The sequence below is a fragment of the Rhizobium sp. YTUHZ045 genome (assembly GCF_051124255.1).
Taxonomy (GTDB): Bacteria; Pseudomonadota; Alphaproteobacteria; order Rhizobiales; family Rhizobiaceae; genus Rhizobium.
Genome location: NZ_CP101432.1, coordinates 1229829 through 1244485 on the forward strand (window position 1 = coordinate 1229829; position 14657 = coordinate 1244485).

Below are 14657 nucleotides of genomic sequence, written 5' to 3' on the forward strand. Positions count from 1 at the left end.
GAGCTGAAAGTATCTGCGGTGTGAGATCATGCCACGAGCATCGGGCCGCTGCGGTGGGACTCTGCGCTATGTTGACCGCGGAATTTCTAGCGTGAAAACTGAATGACTTCGCCGTTGTACTGCGTGCGCACCGTCTCGCGAAACCCGAGCTTGGCAGCGACCCTGAGCGAGGCCTGGTTCTCGGGGCTGATGATGCAGCTCATCGGCTTTCCCGGGAAGTGCGTTTCCGCCCAGCCGATCAGGGCCGTCAGCGCCTCTGTGGCATAACCGCGGCCGTGAGCCGCGGGCATCAGCGCCCAGCCGATCTCCATCGTTCCCTCGATCGACGGTTCCATATCGCGCCGCGCTTCGAGGAAACCAGCTTCGCCGATGAACCTACCGCTTTCCCTTTCCACGATCGCCAGAAAGCCGAAACCCATATGGTGCCACATGCCGGCGATGCGCAGCATGCGGCTCCAGCTCTGCTCGCGCGTCGACGGCGCACCGGTAATGAAGCGAACGACCTTTTCGTCCGCCCATAGCGCCGCATGCGCCTCGAAATCGTCGAGGCGGTGAGGGCGAAGCGTCAGCCGCTCTGTTTCCAAGGTGGGTATGTCGATCACGACGAGTCCTTGTGGAAGTCGCGTTCAGGCGCCGGGCTCACCGTCCCAATAGTCGAGATCGCCTTCGGTCCTTCCGATATGGCGGAAGCGCCCGGTTTCTGTCGCGTCCCTGTTGGTCTTGGCGAGGAACTTTCCGGAATCGGGATATTCGACGATTTCGGTCTTCGCCATCGTCGAGATGCCGAGATAGACGAGGGTGGCCGTGCCGGTGTTGATGATCTGGTGCGCCGTTTCCGGTCCGCCCGCCGGTGCGCCGAGCACGTCGCCTGCCTTGATCGGCTGGCGCTCGTCACCGAAACGGTATTCGCCGGTGCCTGCGATTACGTAGAACAGCTCGTCTTCGACATGGTGATTGTGGAAGGGGCAGCTCGATTTTCCGGATGGCACCTCATTGTAGCTGATGCCGAGGCCCCTCAGGCCGAGCAGCGCTCCGAAGGAGACGTCGGCGCCTTCGTAGAGTTCGCCCTGTATCCAGTGGTCGAGCTTGAGATCAGCGATATTGATCACCGCTTTCGATTCCGCCGTCATGATGTTCTCCTGTTGCAGGAGAGAAGCTATCATCTTGCCGGAAAATTCAATGGCAATCGCGCGCTGATCCGGGAAAATCCTCGGCATGGGCGGAGAGGAGAACGCCGCCCATGCTTCGAGCGCCGCGCTTCGGATGGATGCGCCGGACGCTCTGTTGCTGTCGTGACCTCAGCGGACGTAGAAGGTCACGCTTCCGTCCGCCGCCTGTTCGGCATTGACGATGTTGCGGACATCGACCCCCTCGTTGTTCAGACGGTGTGCAAGCGATCTGTTGGCATCGATCGAGGCCTGGATGCCGCGTATGGCCTGGCCGGAGCGTTCCGGGGCCGAGCGCGGACCTGTCGTCTCATCGTCGAGATTGTGCCAGTTGCGGACCTGCTCGACATTGAAGTTATTGCCCCGGAAGGTCCTGAGCGTCTGCTCGATGCCTTGGGCGGAGTTCATTCCGAAGCTCTCGGCCCGGCTGACGCCGGCAAATGCGAGAGAGGAGAGGGCTGCGGCGATGGTGATTGTGACAACGCGGTTCATGATTTAATCCTTTCATCTGCTTTGACGGTCGGCTGTCGTGCAGGGGATCGTCGTGCGTCACGATAAGGAGTTGGCGTCGCCGTTTTCGCCATTCAATAGGTTAAGTCACTGAAAGCGCATTAAAAATTCTTCATGAAAACGGCCTTCGAATTGCCGTTTTCCGCGCTTCCGGAAAAGCGGATTTCGGAGGCTTGGCCGGCTCGGCAGGGATGGTGCGGCTATCCCCTTGTCGATATTTCCTCTTTCGCAGTTGCGGCACCGGCCGAAAGTGCTTGCCATTCCGATGAAGGCATGTTTTGACCGCGGGCTGTCGAGTGGAAAAAGTGCCGCCAACCGAAGGTAAACAATGTCGAGAGAGACCGCTTCCCATATTTTGATCGTCGAGGCCCGCTTCTATGACGACATGGCCGATGCGCTGCTCGAAGGCGCGACCTTTGCGCTCGAGCAGGCCGGCGCCACCTATGAGGTCGTCACCGTTCCCGGCGCGTTGGAAATTCCAGCGGCGATTGCCATGGCGCTCGATGGGGACGACAATGGCGGCACGCATTATGACGGCTATGTCGCTCTTGGCATGGTCATTCGCGGCGAGACCTATCATTTCGATATCGTATCGAACGAATCCTCGCGCGCTCTGATGGACCTCGCGGTTAGTGAATCCCTTGCCATCGGCAACGGCATTCTGACCGTAGAAAATGACGAACAGGCTTGGGCGCGCGCCCGCCGTTCGGACAAGGACAAGGGCGGGTTTGCCGCTCGTGCCGCTCTGACGATGATCGCGCTGAAGCAGAAACTGGGTGCATAACGAATGAACGACGACAAGACGGAACGGCCGGTCAAGACTGCGAACCAGCGGGGCGCTGCCCGCCTGGCGGCCGTTCAGGCGCTTTATCAGATGGATGTCGGTGGCACCGGCGTTCTGGAAATCGTCGCCGAATACGAGGCGCACCGCCTCGGCCAGGAACTCGACGGCGCGACCTATCTGAAGGCTGATGCCGCCTGGTTCCGCTCGATCGTCTCCGGCGTCGTGCGTGATCAGGTCCGTCTAGATCCGCTAATTGCTGCAGCGCTGCAGGATGATTGGGCGCTGTCGCGCCTCGACAGCACGGTTCGCGCCATCCTGCGCGCCGGCGTCTTCGAGCTCCTCGATCGCAAGGACGTCCCGGTGGCGGTCATCGTCACTGAATATGTCGAGATCGCTCGAGCCTTTTTTGATGACGACGAGCCGAAGCTCGTCAACGCCGTACTCGACCGCATCGCCAAGCAGGTCCGCGGCGAAGCGAAGAAGTAACTCTTTAGCCGCCGAACAATCTCACCTACGTCTTTCTTCGTACCGCAATGGTTTTCGGCCTTTGCGGACTTGACGCCACGTAATCGACCACGCAATCTCCCCACCGCTTAGCTGTGCATTTCTGTGGAGAGGAAGGCGAGTCGGCGGCGTATCTGCCGGAAAAGGAGTGAGTTCCGGCCTATGGAGGAAAGAGCGAAATGACCATTCTTTTGTGCGTAATCGCATGCGGTCTGCTCTCGGTGGTCTATGCCGCCTGGGCAACCCGGTCGGTGCTTGCCGCCGATCAGGGCAACAGCCGGATGCAGGAGATCGCGGGCTACATACGCGAGGGTGCCCAAGCCTACCTGACGCGCCAGTATAGAACCATTGCCATTGTCGGCGTCGTTGTTTTCATCGCAGCCTGGCTGCTTCTCTCCGCCACCGCCGCCATCGGCTTCCTGATCGGCGCAGTGCTATCCGGTGCCGCCGGTTTCATCGGCATGCACGTTTCCGTCCGTGCCAACGTGCGCACCGCGCAGGCGGCTTCTGCCAGCCTTTCCGCCGGTCTCGACATCGCCTTCAAGTCGGGTGCGATCACCGGTATGCTGGTCGCTGGCCTGGCACTGCTCGGCGTGTCCATCTATTACACAATATTGACGGTCGGGCTCGGACATGAGAGCGGCTCGCGCGAAGTCATCGACGCGCTGGTGGCGCTCGGTTTCGGCGCCTCGCTGATTTCGATCTTCGCCCGTCTCGGCGGCGGTATTTTCACCAAAGGCGCCGATGTCGGCGGCGATCTCGTCGGCAAGGTGGAGGCCGGTATCCCCGAAGACGATCCGCGCAATCCGGCGACGATTGCCGACAACGTCGGCGACAATGTCGGCGACTGCGCCGGCATGGCCGCCGACCTCTTCGAGACCTATGCGGTTTCAGTCGTCGCCACCATGGTTCTCGCAGCGATCTTCTTTGCCGGCGCGCCGATCCTCCAGTCTGCAATGGTCTATCCGCTGGCGATCTGTGGTGCCTGCATCATCACCTCGATCATCGGCACCTTCTTCGTCAAGCTCGGCTCGAACGGCTCGATCATGGGCGCACTCTATAAGGGCCTGATCGTCACCGGCCTGCTTTCCATCATCGGTCTCGGCGCGGCCACTTCGCTGACGGTCGGCTGGGGTTCGCTCGGGACCGTCGCTGGCGCCGACATATCCGGTACGAACCTCTTCATCTGCGGTCTCGTCGGCCTCGTCGTCACCGCTCTGATCGTCGTCATCACCGAATATTATACCGGCACCGGCAAGCGCCCGGTTGTTTCGATCGCCCAGTCATCAGTGACCGGCCACGGCACCAACGTCATCCAGGGTCTGGCGGTCTCGCTAGAATCGACCGCCCTGCCGGCGATCGTCATTGTCGGCGGCATTCTCGCCACTTACCAGCTCGGCGGCCTCTTCGGCACCGGCATCGCCGTCACCGCCATGCTCGGCCTTGCCGGCATGATCGTTGCGCTGGATGCTTTCGGCCCAGTCACCGACAATGCCGGCGGCATCGCCGAAATGTCGCATCTGCCGCCGGAAGTCCGCAAGTCGACCGACGCGCTCGACGCCGTCGGCAACACCACCAAAGCGGTCACTAAGGGTTACGCGATCGGTTCTGCCGGTCTCGGCGCGCTGGTGCTCTTTGCCGCCTACGCCAACGACCTGCAGTATTTTGCGGCCCACGGCGACCAGTATCCCTACTTCGCCAATATCGGCACGATCTCGTTCGAACTGTCGAACCCTTACGTCGTCGCCGGCCTGCTTTTCGGCGGCTTGATTCCCTATCTGTTCGGCGGCATCGCCATGACAGCCGTCGGCCGCGCCGCCGGTTCGATCGTCGAGGAGGTTCGCCGGCAGTTCAAGATGAAGCCCGGTATCATGCAAGGCACGGAAAAACCGGATTACGGCAAGGCCGTCGACCTGCTGACCAAGGCCGCCATCCGCGAGATGATCGTGCCTTCGCTGCTGCCGGTGCTCGCTCCCGTCGTCGTTTATTTCGGCGTGCTTCTGATTTCCGGCTCCAAGGCTTCGGCCTTTGCCGCCCTCGGCGCATCGCTGCTCGGCGTCATCATCAACGGCCTCTTCGTCGCCATCTCGATGACCTCGGGCGGCGGCGCCTGGGACAATGCCAAGAAGAGCTTCGAGGACGGGTTCGTCGACAAAGACGGCGTGCGTCACATGAAGGGCTCGGATGCGCACAAGGCCTCTGTTACCGGCGATACCGTCGGTGATCCCTACAAGGATACCGCCGGCCCCGCCGTCAACCCGGCGATCAAGATCACCAACATTGTTGCGCTGCTGTTGCTTGCCATTCTCGCGGGCTGATGCCGCAACGGCGATGTGTGCAACCGGCTAGATAGTTGACCAAACACTGCCCCTCACCCTAACCCTCTCCCCGTAAAAACGGGGAGAGGGGACGTGCCATGCGAGAGGTTTGCGGGGGGTCGAGACGGTGCGGCATATCACCTTCTCCCAGTCAAAACGGGGAGAAGGTGCCGGCAGGCGGATGAGGGGCAGGCCTCGACAAATTTACTGGGCCGAGATGCGCGCCCCGGCCGAGATGACATCCACTAAAAAACCCGCCGGATCGCTCCGGCGGGTTTTTCATTGAAAGCGTGTCGATCAGCGCAGGCTGCTCGGATTTTGCGGCGTGCCACCGGCGCCGCCGCCGAACAGGCTGCGGGCAGCACTTGCTGCGCTGCCGCCGGAGAGCATCTGCTGCAGGAAGGTGAGTTCCTTGCCGCCGGTCGGCGTGACGCGCGAGATCGTATCGAAGACCTTGCCGTCCTGCAGTGTGTAATTGGCACGGCGGGTGACGACGCCGTTCTTGTCGAAGTAAATGGCCAGAACGGTCTGGTCGACGACCTTCAGCTTCTGGAAGGCGACGGCGCGCGTGCGCCGCTGCGAAATATAATAGAAGACCTCACCGTCAAAGGTCGCCGTCGTCGATGGCGTGCCGAGCGAAAGCAGGACCTGTTCGCGGCTGGAACCTTCCGGAACGAGATTGAGCGACTGCTGATCGACAACATAGCCGCCGTTGAGCACTGTGCCGGTCTGGCAGCCTGAAAGAACTGATGTGGAGGCGATTATGAAGGCAATGGCCGCGCTGCTGAAGAGTTTCATGTCAGACTTGAAATACCGTTTCTTCAACGACATCTACTCCCTTGGGTGTCGATAGCAGCCATTTTGGGCCTTGCACGCTTTCCTCCTGCAAAACCATTGTGGCCATTCCGGGTCGAGTTTCCCGAATTCGCTTCGCTGGCGCCTCGAAGGCGTCGTCCCGAAGCTGGCCACGAACGGCATTGCAATTCGCGCCTGCTTCGGTAAACCAGCTTTCGAAATCATGCAACAAGGCCGGACGCCAGCCGGCGTGAAGAATGAGGCATTTCCGGAAAAAACAATGATCCTCGGGCTCTTCCGCAAGAAAAACAACAATCAGGTGATCGTCGACAGGCAATATGCGGCGCTGACCGCAGCCGCGCGCATGCCCGATCTCTATGAGCGGCTCAATGTACCGGATACGGTCATGGGCCGCTTCGAAATGCTGTCGATCGTGATGATTCTGTTTTTTCGCCGCACGCGCGCCTCGGCCGTCAGCGGCCAGGAGATTGCCCAGGAGATCGTCGATGCCTTCTTTCAGGACATCGATTATTCGATCCGCGAGCTCGGCATCGGCGACAACAGCGTGCCGAAACGCATGAAGAAGCTCGCCGGCATGTTCTACGGCCGGCTCGAAACCTATTCGAAGGCGATGGACGCCGGCGATGCCGAAGCGCTGGCTCTTGCATTAACGCGCAATATCTATCCGGAAACCGAGACACCGGCCGATATGTCCGGCCTTGCCAGCTGGATGATCGCCGCAGAATCTCATCTGTCCGCCGTTCCGGAAGAGCTGATCGCGAGTGGTTCGGCAACGCTGCCGCCGGTCGCCTGAAGGAGGAAACGATGAAGAACGATCGGGACGATGTTCCCTTCTCCTATCACGTCAAGGTCGGCCACATCTCGGCCAATCCCGTCGAGGTTCATATCGAGGCTGATACCAGCGAGTTGAAGGCGCTTGCCGAGGCCTGGAGCGTCGTCTCCGTCGACGATCTCAGCGCCGATCTGCAGATCGCCCGCTGGAAACGCGACGGCGTGCGTGTCAAGGGTCGCGTACAGGCGAAGATCGTCCAGTCCTGCGTCGTGACGCTGGAACCGGTCGAAGCCGTGATCGACGAAAGTTTCGAGCAGATTTTCGTGCCTGAGGGTTCCAAGCTTGCACGCCAGCCCGGTAACGACGCCGGCGAGATGCTGCTCGATCCCGATGGTCCCGATCTGCCCGAGACCTTTGTCGGCGACACGATCGATGCCGGCGAGGTGGTTGCCGAATTCGCCGCTCTCGCGATCGATCCCTATCCCCGCAAGCAGGGTGCCGAGTTCAAGGGCCATATCGAGGATAGCGGCGAAAACGACAAAAAACCCTCCGCTTTCGCGGTCCTCAAGGACTGGAAAAAGGACTGAAGCATCTCTGGCATTTGACATAATTCAGTTGTATGCGACGCCAAAACCGGTATTTTGGCCCAAATTTCGCGCCTCGGCGAAAAGAAGGATCAGGGACGCGTGATCAGAATATCTCTCGACCTCATGGGTGGCGACTTTGGTCCCCAGGTTGTCATCCCCGGCGCCGCAAAGGCACTGGATCGGCATCCGGATATTTCCTTCGTTTTCTACGGTCTTAAAGAACAGTGCGATCCCTTTCTCGCCAAGTTCCCGAAACTCAAGGAAAAATCGGTCTTTCACGACTGTGAGCTTGCTGTCAGCATGGAAGAGAAGCCGAGCCAGGCGCTGCGCCGCGGCCGCTATGTCTCGACCATGTGGCGCTCGATCGAGGCGGTGAAGACGGGCGATGCCGATGTCGCTGTCTCTGCCGGCAACACCGGCGCACTGATGGCGATGGCGAAATTCTGTCTTCGCACGATGGCCAATATCGAGCGCCCGGCGATCGCGGCGATCTGGCCGACGCTGAAGGGGGAGAGCATCGTGCTCGATGTCGGTGCGACGATCGGCGCCGATGCGCAGCAACTGATGGATTTTGCGCTGATGGGCGGCGCCATGGCGCGCGCGCTTTTCGAGATCGAACGCCCGACGATAGGCCTTCTGAACGTCGGTGTCGAGGAGGTGAAAGGCCAAGAAGAGGTCAAGGAGGCCGGCCGCCTGTTGCGCGAGGCGAATATTGATTCGCTCGAATATTCCGGCTTCGTCGAGGGCAACGATCTCGGCAAGGGCACGGTCGACGTTGTCGTCACCGAAGGCTTCTCCGGCAACATCGCGCTCAAGACCGCCGAAGGTACCGCCAAGCAGATCGCCGAATATCTGCGTGCCGCCATGTCGCGCACGTTGCTCGCCCGTATCGGCTATCTCTTCGCCAAGAGCGCCTTCGATATGCTGCGCGAGAAGCTCGATCCGAGCAAGGTCAATGGCGGAGTGTTTCTCGGGCTGAACGGCATCGTCATCAAGAGCCATGGCGGCGCCAACGCCGAAGGCATCGCTGCTGCCATCGAGGTCGGTTACGACATGGCTAAGAACGGCCTCAATCAGAAAATAGAAAACGATCTTAAGAAATATCATGCCAAGCGGCTGCCTCCCATAGGCCCGGAAGCGGCATGAGCTATGGGGTTCAATCGAATATGATCCGTTCAGTGGTTCGCGGATTCGGAGCCGCACTTCCGAAGCGCGTGATGACCAATCGTGATATGGAGGCCATCGTCGATACGTCGGACGAATGGATCGTCCAGCGCACCGGCATCCGCCAGCGTTACGTAGCCGGCGACGACGAGACGACGGCCTCGCTTGGCGAAGCCGCCGCGCGTGCGGCGCTTGCCAATGGCGGCCTGACGCCTGCCGATATCGATCTTATCATCTGTGCCACCTCGACGCCGGATAACACCTTTCCGGCAACCTCGGTCAACATCCAGAGCCGTCTCGGCATGAGCCACGGTTTTGCCTTCGACGTCCAAGCCGTCTGCACCGGCTTCGTCTATGCGGTCACGACCGCCGACGCTTATATCCGCGGCGGCCTTGCAAAGCGCGTTCTCGTCATCGGTGCCGAAACTTTTTCGCGCATTCTCGACTGGAACGATCGCACCACCTGCGTGCTTTTCGGCGATGGCGCCGGCGCAATCGTGCTCGAGGCGGCAGAAGGCGAGGGGACGTCTGCCGATCGCGGTGTGCTGACCGCGCATCTGCGCTCAGACGGTTCGCACAAGGACAAGCTTTATGTCGATGGCGGACCGTCGACGACGGGCAGCGTCGGCAAGCTGCGCATGGAAGGCCGCGAGGTCTTCAAATATGCAGTCGGCATGATCACCGATGTCATTCAGGCCGCTTTCGATTCGACCGGGACAACTGCCGAAGACCTCGACTGGCTGGTGCCGCACCAGGCCAATCGACGCATCATCGACGGTTCGGCGAAGAAGCTGAACATCGATGCGGACAAGGTCGTCGTCACCGTCGACCTGCACGGCAATACCTCAGCCGCCTCGATCCCGCTCGCGCTTGCGACCGCTGCCGGCGACGGCCGCATCAAAAAGGGCGACCTCGTGATGCTCGAAGCGATGGGCGGCGGCTTCACCTGGGGCGCTGTTCTGCTCCGCTGGTAAGCACGAATCCTAAAAAACTGGCGGCGAACAAGAGCTTGACCGTGAGGCGCAAGACAAATACTCTTCGTTCGCTTTCAAAAAATATTTTGTAATGGGCGGGGAAACCATGACCGGAAAAACAGTGACGCGAGCAGACCTGGCGGAATCCGTTTTCCGCAAGGTTGGTCTTTCCCGGACCGAATCCGCTGAACTTGTGGAAACCGTCATCGACGAAATCTGCAACGCCATTGTGCGGGGCGAAACCGTCAAGCTTTCCTCCTTCGCCACCTTCCAGGTTCGCGATAAGAACGAGCGGATCGGCCGCAATCCGAAAACCGGCGAGGAGGTTCCGATCTCTCCGCGCCGGGTGATGACCTTCAAGGCTTCGAACGTGCTGAAGACGCGCATCCTCAAAGCGCATGTCGCCCGCAAGATCAAGCTGAAGCCGCAGAATCCGGCTCTCTGAGATCGGACTTCCTCTTCCTGGTGCAGTGTTTTTTTCTCGCGCTGATCGATCCCCTGTGCGCAACGTCGAGACATGACTTGAATTGTCGACGCCAAACCTTTGAAATATGGTGAGTCGCAGTTGGATTGAGCCTGTGAGGTTGCGTAGCATATGACGTTGGACAAGAGCCCCGATGCCTTTCGCACCATCAGCGAAGTCGCAGACGATCTTGATCTGCCGCAGCATGTGCTGCGCTTTTGGGAGACACGGTTTCCCCAGATAAAGCCGATGAAGCGCGGCGGCGGCCGTCGCTACTACCGGCCGGAGGACGTCGACCTCCTCAAGGGCATCCGGCATTTGCTCTATGATCACGGCTATACGATCAAGGGCGTGCAGAAGCTTCTGAAGACCAACGGCAACAAGTTCGTCATCTCCGTTGGCCACGGCGATCTCGCCAGTGTCGAGGCGCTTGCCTCGGGTGCGCAGGAGGCGGGCGCCGGGGAACCGCGTGTGGGCATGGCGGAGGAGGATCAGATTGTCGGCCGTGCCAAGCCGCCGATCACCCGCCGGTTCTTCAATTTCGTCGCCGGAGACGACGAGCAGCCGGAAGTCTCGATCGGCAAATCGAGCGTCGGCAAGGAAGATAGGGCGCTGCTTCAGGAGGCTCTCTACGACCTCCTGGAATGCAAGCGTCTGCTCGATCAGGTGCGCTGATTAGGTTCCGCAAAGCTGCTTCATCGCCTGTTCGAGCTCACTGAGCTGGAACGGCTTTCGCAGCACCGGGAGCGCGCTGGGGCTGCTGCCTTCCGGGGCGCTGCCATATCCCGTTGCGTAGAGATAGGGCTTGCCGCGTTCGTCAAGCAGCTTTGCGACCGGCAGCGAGCTACGGCCGGCGAGGGAGACGTCGAGGATTGCAGCGTCGAACTCCGCGTCCCTGGCGGTTGCGAGCGCCCGTTCCAGATCCGGCGCGCTCGCACGAACCCGATAGCCGAGATCGCTCAGCATGTCCTCGAGCAACATGGCGATCAGCGCATCGTCCTCGACAATGAATATGTCTTTCATGATCCCGTCCCCCCATTCCCCTGCCGGGGCACGAAGATTTATGTGGACCGCTCGCGAAGCCCGTCAAGACACCACGCGCAGTGGTGGAAAACTTGTCGCACAAAACAGTGCAGCCGTTTTGAGACGCCGATATGTGTAAACATAAAAATCCAAGGTGCGGCAAGCGAATCTGAAAGATCGCGCCGCGCTTTGGAAACAGCATATTGCCCGGCGAAATTCGATGTGCAAAAGCTGGGATGCCGTTTCCGCGACGGCCGAGAAGGGGTGTGGAATGGATTTGTTGAGTGCCACGGATTGGCTGCGTCACAGGCCGGGCTATACCTATCCGCTGGCCGTTGCCTTCGTCGGTCTGACCTTTCTTCTAAGACTTGCCGCCAGTGATTACCTCTCCGGATTTCCTTTCCTGAGCTTCCTTCCGGCGATCCTGCTCGCAAGTTTCATGGGCGGCGCCGGGCCTGGCTTCGTGGCGGCCATGCTCGCCGGTTTCCTCGTCCAGCAGTTTTTCGTCGAGCCGCACGATGCCTTCTGGCCGGTGAGCGCCGGCCAATGGATCGGTCTTGCGACCTTTCTCATCAATGCCGTGATCATAATCGGTCTGATGGAAACGATTATTGTCGCCTATGGCAGGCAGAGTCGCCTCCGCAGCGAGCTCAACAGCTTCAATGCGCGCCTTGAGGAAACGGTGGTGCAGCGCACTGCCGAACTCAGGCATGAGATGGAAGAGAATGCCGCCGCCCAGGCGCAGGTGCGACAGTTGCAGAAGATGGAGACGATCGGTCAGCTCACGGGCGGGGTCGCCCATGATTTTAACAATATGCTGGCAATCATCATCGGCAATCTCGATCTCGCTCAGCGGCGGATGACCGGACACGAGGATCCGCGCCTGCTGAACTCCCTTCAGAACGCCAGAGACGGCGCCCAGCGAGCCGCGGTATTGACCGCACGTCTTCTGGCCTTCTCTCGTCAGCAGCCGCTGGCCCCGGAGATGATCGACGTCAACAAGCTGGTTGGCGGCATGTCGGAGTTGCTGCGGCGCACGCTCGGCGAACATATCCGAATCGAGACCGTGCTTGCCGGTGGCCTCTGGCCGACGTTCGCCGATCTCAGCCAACTCGAAAACGCCATGCTGAACCTTGCCGTTAATGCGCGCGACGCCATGCCCGGCGGCGGTCATCTGACGATCGAGACCGCCAACACCGAACTTGACGAGCGATATTCGCGCATGCATTCGGAGGTCGAGGCGGGCCAGTATGTGATGATCAGTATCACCGACACCGGCATCGGGATGTCGGCCGATGTAATCGACCGTGCCTTCGACCCGTTTTACACCACCAAAGGACCCGGCAAGGGAACTGGTCTCGGGCTGAGCCAAGTCTACGGCTACATCAAACAGAGCGGCGGCCACATCAAGATCTATTCGGAGATCGACCGGGGGACGACGGTGAAGATCTATCTGCCGCGTCATGTCGGCAAGGCGGATGCTCGCCTGGCCGCCGTCGGCGCCCAGCCGATTCCTCAGGGAAGCGTTAACGATACTGTCCTGGTGGTGGAAGACGACGAACATGTCCGCACCATGACCGCCGAAAGCCTCCACGAACTCGGTTACAGCGTATTGCAGGCGGCAAGCGGCGTGGAGGCGCTTCTCCTTTTGGAGGAGAACCCCGACGTCGATCTGATCTTCACCGATATTGTCATGCCGCAGATGAGCGGACGTCAGCTTGCTGATGCCGTTCAAGAAAAATGGCCGGCGATCCGGATTCTTTACACCACGGGTTACACGCGCAATGCCATCGTCCACAATGGCGTGCTCGACCACGGCGTCTCGCTGCTCGCCAAGCCATTCAGCCTGGAGCAACTCGCCCATAAGATCCGTGAACTCTTGAACGTGCCGGTGAGCGCGGGAGATGAGGGGACGTGAAGTCGTACAGGACTATGCGTCTCCAGCCCCAATCCCTTATTCGAGAACCTGGATCACGCGGTGTGTCTTCGGCTCGACGATCACGCGCCGCTCGTTGACAACGGTGTAGGCATAGCCGTCGACATTGGGCACGGTATGGACTTCAATAGTATCCGGCAGCGTCGCGCCAACCGTGATTTCGCCGTCATAGACGACGGATGGCGTGTTTTGCTCCATGACATAGGTGCGCACCTCGCCGGGTAGGACGACGGAACCGGTTGGTGCGGGATCGGTGACAACCACCGTGCTCTGTGCGAAGGCGGCCGAGCAGATGGTCAGCATGGCGGCCGTAGCCAGTATGATCTTACGCATGGGATAACCTCCTTTTTGAACTCTGGACACCAAGGCAACGCCGGCCATGCCGCATAGTTCCGCTACCGCCTTGGCGTCGTGGGAGAAGAAGCCGGCGCGCCGATTGTTTGTTGCTAAACCGGTTTATGCACCATACGGTTGAGCTGTCCGAATCACGTTCAATACGAGTCGTCTGGTGGCATCAGGGTCGGGCTCTTTACTCTTCGTTAACCGTGTTGGCGATTTATGTCAGGTGAACGGCCGGGTGGCCGTTGATTCGACGGTCCGTCGCGTTTCGGTCTGCGAATGGATATCTGGAAAGACGATTACGGCGGCTCGAGACATGCGCTTGGGGAAGACGATATCGCTGCTGGCCGTGGCGGGTCTGATGGCCGGCTGCACGTCGACAGGCGGTGTGCGACAGCCTTCCGGACCGGAGACCGTGGCGCCTGAAAAGGCGCTGGTCCTCCCGCCGCCGGGCGGGCCGTCGATTGTCAACGTCGTCGAGCGCAAGCGCGGCAATGGCGTCGAGCAGACGATCTCGCTGTTCACCTCGTCTTCCGTACCCGGCCAGAATTTTCTGAAAGCCGAGTTCTTCGGTGCTTCCGGGGCCAATCCCGGGATGGGCAATGCCAGCTTCAGCATGATCAACGAGAGCGGCATTGCCCGCGAGGTGGCCCGTTCAGCTCCCGGCGTGCCGATGGCGACATCGGCGACCTTCCTGCAGAACGCCTATGGCCCCTTCGGCTATGCTTCCGGCCGCAGCCGCGCCGGCGATACCTGCATCTATGCCTGGCAGCAGATCCGCTCGAGCGCGGCCGCCAATACCCAGGCGCGCAATTTCGGCATGATCCAGCTGCGCCTGCGCCTGTGCGATGCTCGCGCAACCGAGCGCCAACTGCTCGGAATCGTCTACGGCTATACCATCACCGGCACCTTCGACGGCCCGACCTGGAATCCGTATGGTGACCCGCCCCCCGCCAGTGCGGCGCTCGGTCGTACCGGTGAACCGATCTATCCCGATGAGGGCGGATATCGCGCCAGCCCGATGCCGATCGGCTATGAGCCGGCGCCTGCCGTAGTCCGCCTGCCGCGGACAGCTCCGGTTCGCAGCACCCCAAGCCAGCAACCGGCGCAGGACGCCGCGCCCTTGCCGACGCCGATCGGTCCGCGCGTGCCGCTGCCGAGCGAGGCGCCACAGACGAGTGCCGCGCCGGATCCGGCCGCCGCGCCGCTGGAACAATCGGCAAGAGCGATCGGCGTCACGGTGCCCTCGCCGGATTGCATAGGCGACGCGGCCATGACGGCCGTCTGCCGGAGATAGAGCA

General features: G+C 60.7%; 17 protein-coding genes. 11 read left to right on the forward strand and 6 right to left on the reverse strand.

The features are described from left to right. Positions 1 to 86 precede the first annotated feature (86 nt). From NMA58_RS05995 to NMA58_RS06005, 3 genes are all read right to left on the reverse strand, one after another. The gene (locus NMA58_RS05995; protein ID WP_434712698.1) at positions 87 to 602 is read right to left on the reverse strand and encodes a GNAT family N-acetyltransferase; all 516 of its coding nucleotides are present in this window, start codon (positions 600 to 602) and stop codon (positions 87 to 89) included. Positions 603 to 626: 24 nt separating this feature from the next. Then, positions 627 to 1130 (reverse strand): cupin domain-containing protein, encoded by a 504-nt coding sequence (locus NMA58_RS06000; RefSeq protein WP_434712699.1) that lies wholly within the window; start codon positions 1128 to 1130, stop codon positions 627 to 629. 168 nt (positions 1131 to 1298) lie between these two features. Continuing rightward, positions 1299 to 1658: a hypothetical protein gene (locus tag NMA58_RS06005; RefSeq protein WP_430957723.1), complete on the reverse strand. Its 360-nt coding sequence runs from the start codon at positions 1656 to 1658 to the stop codon at positions 1299 to 1301. A 346-nt stretch (positions 1659 to 2004) separates the two neighbouring features. On the opposite strand from NMA58_RS06005, the gene NMA58_RS06010 reads away from it, so the two are divergent. The 3 genes from NMA58_RS06010 to NMA58_RS06020 all read left to right on the forward strand — a co-directional run bounded on the left by NMA58_RS06010 (position 2005) and on the right by NMA58_RS06020 (position 5282). Continuing rightward, positions 2005 to 2460, forward strand: a complete 456-nt coding sequence (locus tag NMA58_RS06010; RefSeq protein ID WP_434712700.1) for a 6,7-dimethyl-8-ribityllumazine synthase — start codon at positions 2005 to 2007, stop codon at positions 2458 to 2460. Positions 2461 to 2463: 3 nt separating this feature from the next. After that, the gene (gene nusB, locus NMA58_RS06015) at positions 2464 to 2946 is read left to right on the forward strand and encodes a transcription antitermination factor NusB (RefSeq protein ID WP_064706868.1); all 483 of its coding nucleotides are present in this window, start codon (positions 2464 to 2466) and stop codon (positions 2944 to 2946) included. A gap of 197 nt (positions 2947 to 3143) precedes the next feature. After that, on the forward strand, positions 3144 to 5282 hold the full coding sequence (locus NMA58_RS06020; protein ID WP_430957722.1) for a sodium-translocating pyrophosphatase: 2139 nt from the start codon (positions 3144 to 3146) through the stop codon (positions 5280 to 5282). Between the two features lie 297 nt (positions 5283 to 5579). On the opposite strand, the gene NMA58_RS06025 is transcribed toward NMA58_RS06020, so the two are convergent. Further along, complete coding sequence (locus tag NMA58_RS06025) at positions 5580 to 6113, reverse strand: outer membrane protein assembly factor BamE (RefSeq protein ID WP_085777720.1); 534 nt, start codon at positions 6111 to 6113, stop codon at positions 5580 to 5582. 187 nt (positions 6114 to 6300) lie between these two features. Between NMA58_RS06025 and NMA58_RS06030 the strand changes: the two genes are divergently transcribed. The 6 genes from NMA58_RS06030 to NMA58_RS06055 all read left to right on the forward strand — a co-directional run bounded on the left by NMA58_RS06030 (position 6301) and on the right by NMA58_RS06055 (position 10733). After that, positions 6301 to 6891, forward strand: coding sequence for a ubiquinol-cytochrome C chaperone family protein (locus NMA58_RS06030; protein WP_430957721.1), 591 nt, complete (start codon positions 6301 to 6303; stop codon positions 6889 to 6891). Between the two features lie 11 nt (positions 6892 to 6902). Then, positions 6903 to 7457, forward strand: a complete 555-nt coding sequence (locus NMA58_RS06035; protein ID WP_434712702.1) for a YceD family protein — start codon at positions 6903 to 6905, stop codon at positions 7455 to 7457. 99 nt (positions 7458 to 7556) lie between these two features. Continuing rightward, positions 7557 to 8603, forward strand: coding sequence for a phosphate acyltransferase PlsX (plsX, locus tag NMA58_RS06040; RefSeq protein WP_020920961.1), 1047 nt, complete (start codon positions 7557 to 7559; stop codon positions 8601 to 8603). A gap of 20 nt (positions 8604 to 8623) precedes the next feature. Then, on the forward strand, positions 8624 to 9595 hold the full coding sequence (locus tag NMA58_RS06045) for a beta-ketoacyl-ACP synthase III (RefSeq protein ID WP_434713515.1): 972 nt from the start codon (positions 8624 to 8626) through the stop codon (positions 9593 to 9595). Between the two features lie 106 nt (positions 9596 to 9701). Next, entirely contained in the window at positions 9702 to 10040 is a 339-nt protein-coding gene (locus tag NMA58_RS06050) for an integration host factor subunit alpha (protein ID WP_085780035.1), read from the forward strand. Positions 10041 to 10190: 150 nt separating this feature from the next. Further along, entirely contained in the window at positions 10191 to 10733 is a 543-nt protein-coding gene (locus NMA58_RS06055; protein WP_011424865.1) for a MerR family transcriptional regulator, read from the forward strand. On the opposite strand, the gene NMA58_RS06060 is transcribed toward NMA58_RS06055, so the two are convergent. Then, complete coding sequence (locus NMA58_RS06060; RefSeq protein ID WP_097598419.1) at positions 10734 to 11081, reverse strand: response regulator; 348 nt, start codon at positions 11079 to 11081, stop codon at positions 10734 to 10736. A 271-nt stretch (positions 11082 to 11352) separates the two neighbouring features. Between NMA58_RS06060 and NMA58_RS06065 the strand changes: the two genes are divergently transcribed. Continuing rightward, positions 11353 to 12999, forward strand: a complete 1647-nt coding sequence (locus NMA58_RS06065) for an ATP-binding protein (protein ID WP_430957719.1) — start codon at positions 11353 to 11355, stop codon at positions 12997 to 12999. A gap of 36 nt (positions 13000 to 13035) precedes the next feature. Here NMA58_RS06065 and NMA58_RS06070 read toward each other — a convergent pair whose 3' ends face one another. Further along, on the reverse strand, positions 13036 to 13350 hold the full coding sequence (locus tag NMA58_RS06070) for a DUF1236 domain-containing protein (RefSeq protein WP_430957718.1): 315 nt from the start codon (positions 13348 to 13350) through the stop codon (positions 13036 to 13038). Between the two features lie 322 nt (positions 13351 to 13672). Here NMA58_RS06070 and bcsN point away from each other — a divergent pair, with 322 nt between their 5' ends. After that, on the forward strand, positions 13673 to 14653 hold the full coding sequence (gene bcsN, locus NMA58_RS06075) for a cellulose biosynthesis protein BcsN (RefSeq protein ID WP_434712704.1): 981 nt from the start codon (positions 13673 to 13675) through the stop codon (positions 14651 to 14653). The last annotated feature ends 4 nt before the right edge of the window (positions 14654 to 14657 follow it).

What these genes read in the sequence shown, in the direction of transcription:
- NMA58_RS06000 (WP_434712699.1), bottom strand. Translation starts at nt 1,130, where the DNA reads ATGACGGCGGAATCGAAAGCGGTGATCAATATCGCTGATCTCAAGCTC.
- NMA58_RS06005 (WP_430957723.1), bottom strand. Translation starts at nt 1,658, where the DNA reads ATGAACCGCGTTGTCACAATCACCATCGCCGCAGCCCTCTCCTCTCTC.
- NMA58_RS06010 (WP_434712700.1), top strand. Translation starts at nt 2,005, where the DNA reads ATGTCGAGAGAGACCGCTTCCCATATTTTGATCGTCGAGGCCCGCTTC.
- nusB (WP_064706868.1), top strand. Translation starts at nt 2,464, where the DNA reads ATGAACGACGACAAGACGGAACGGCCGGTCAAGACTGCGAACCAGCGG.
- NMA58_RS06020 (WP_430957722.1), top strand. Translation starts at nt 3,144, where the DNA reads ATGACCATTCTTTTGTGCGTAATCGCATGCGGTCTGCTCTCGGTGGTC.
- NMA58_RS06025 (WP_085777720.1), bottom strand. Translation starts at nt 6,113, where the DNA reads ATGTCGTTGAAGAAACGGTATTTCAAGTCTGACATGAAACTCTTCAGC.
- NMA58_RS06030 (WP_430957721.1), top strand. Translation starts at nt 6,301, where the DNA reads ATGCAACAAGGCCGGACGCCAGCCGGCGTGAAGAATGAGGCATTTCCG.
- NMA58_RS06035 (WP_434712702.1), top strand. Translation starts at nt 6,903, where the DNA reads ATGAAGAACGATCGGGACGATGTTCCCTTCTCCTATCACGTCAAGGTC.
- NMA58_RS06045 (WP_434713515.1), top strand. Translation starts at nt 8,624, where the DNA reads ATGATCCGTTCAGTGGTTCGCGGATTCGGAGCCGCACTTCCGAAGCGC.
- NMA58_RS06050 (WP_085780035.1), top strand. Translation starts at nt 9,702, where the DNA reads ATGACCGGAAAAACAGTGACGCGAGCAGACCTGGCGGAATCCGTTTTC.
- NMA58_RS06055 (WP_011424865.1), top strand. Translation starts at nt 10,191, where the DNA reads ATGACGTTGGACAAGAGCCCCGATGCCTTTCGCACCATCAGCGAAGTC.
- NMA58_RS06060 (WP_097598419.1), bottom strand. Translation starts at nt 11,081, where the DNA reads ATGAAAGACATATTCATTGTCGAGGACGATGCGCTGATCGCCATGTTG.
- NMA58_RS06065 (WP_430957719.1), top strand. Translation starts at nt 11,353, where the DNA reads ATGGATTTGTTGAGTGCCACGGATTGGCTGCGTCACAGGCCGGGCTAT.
- NMA58_RS06070 (WP_430957718.1), bottom strand. Translation starts at nt 13,350, where the DNA reads ATGCGTAAGATCATACTGGCTACGGCCGCCATGCTGACCATCTGCTCG.
- bcsN (WP_434712704.1), top strand. Translation starts at nt 13,673, where the DNA reads ATGCGCTTGGGGAAGACGATATCGCTGCTGGCCGTGGCGGGTCTGATG.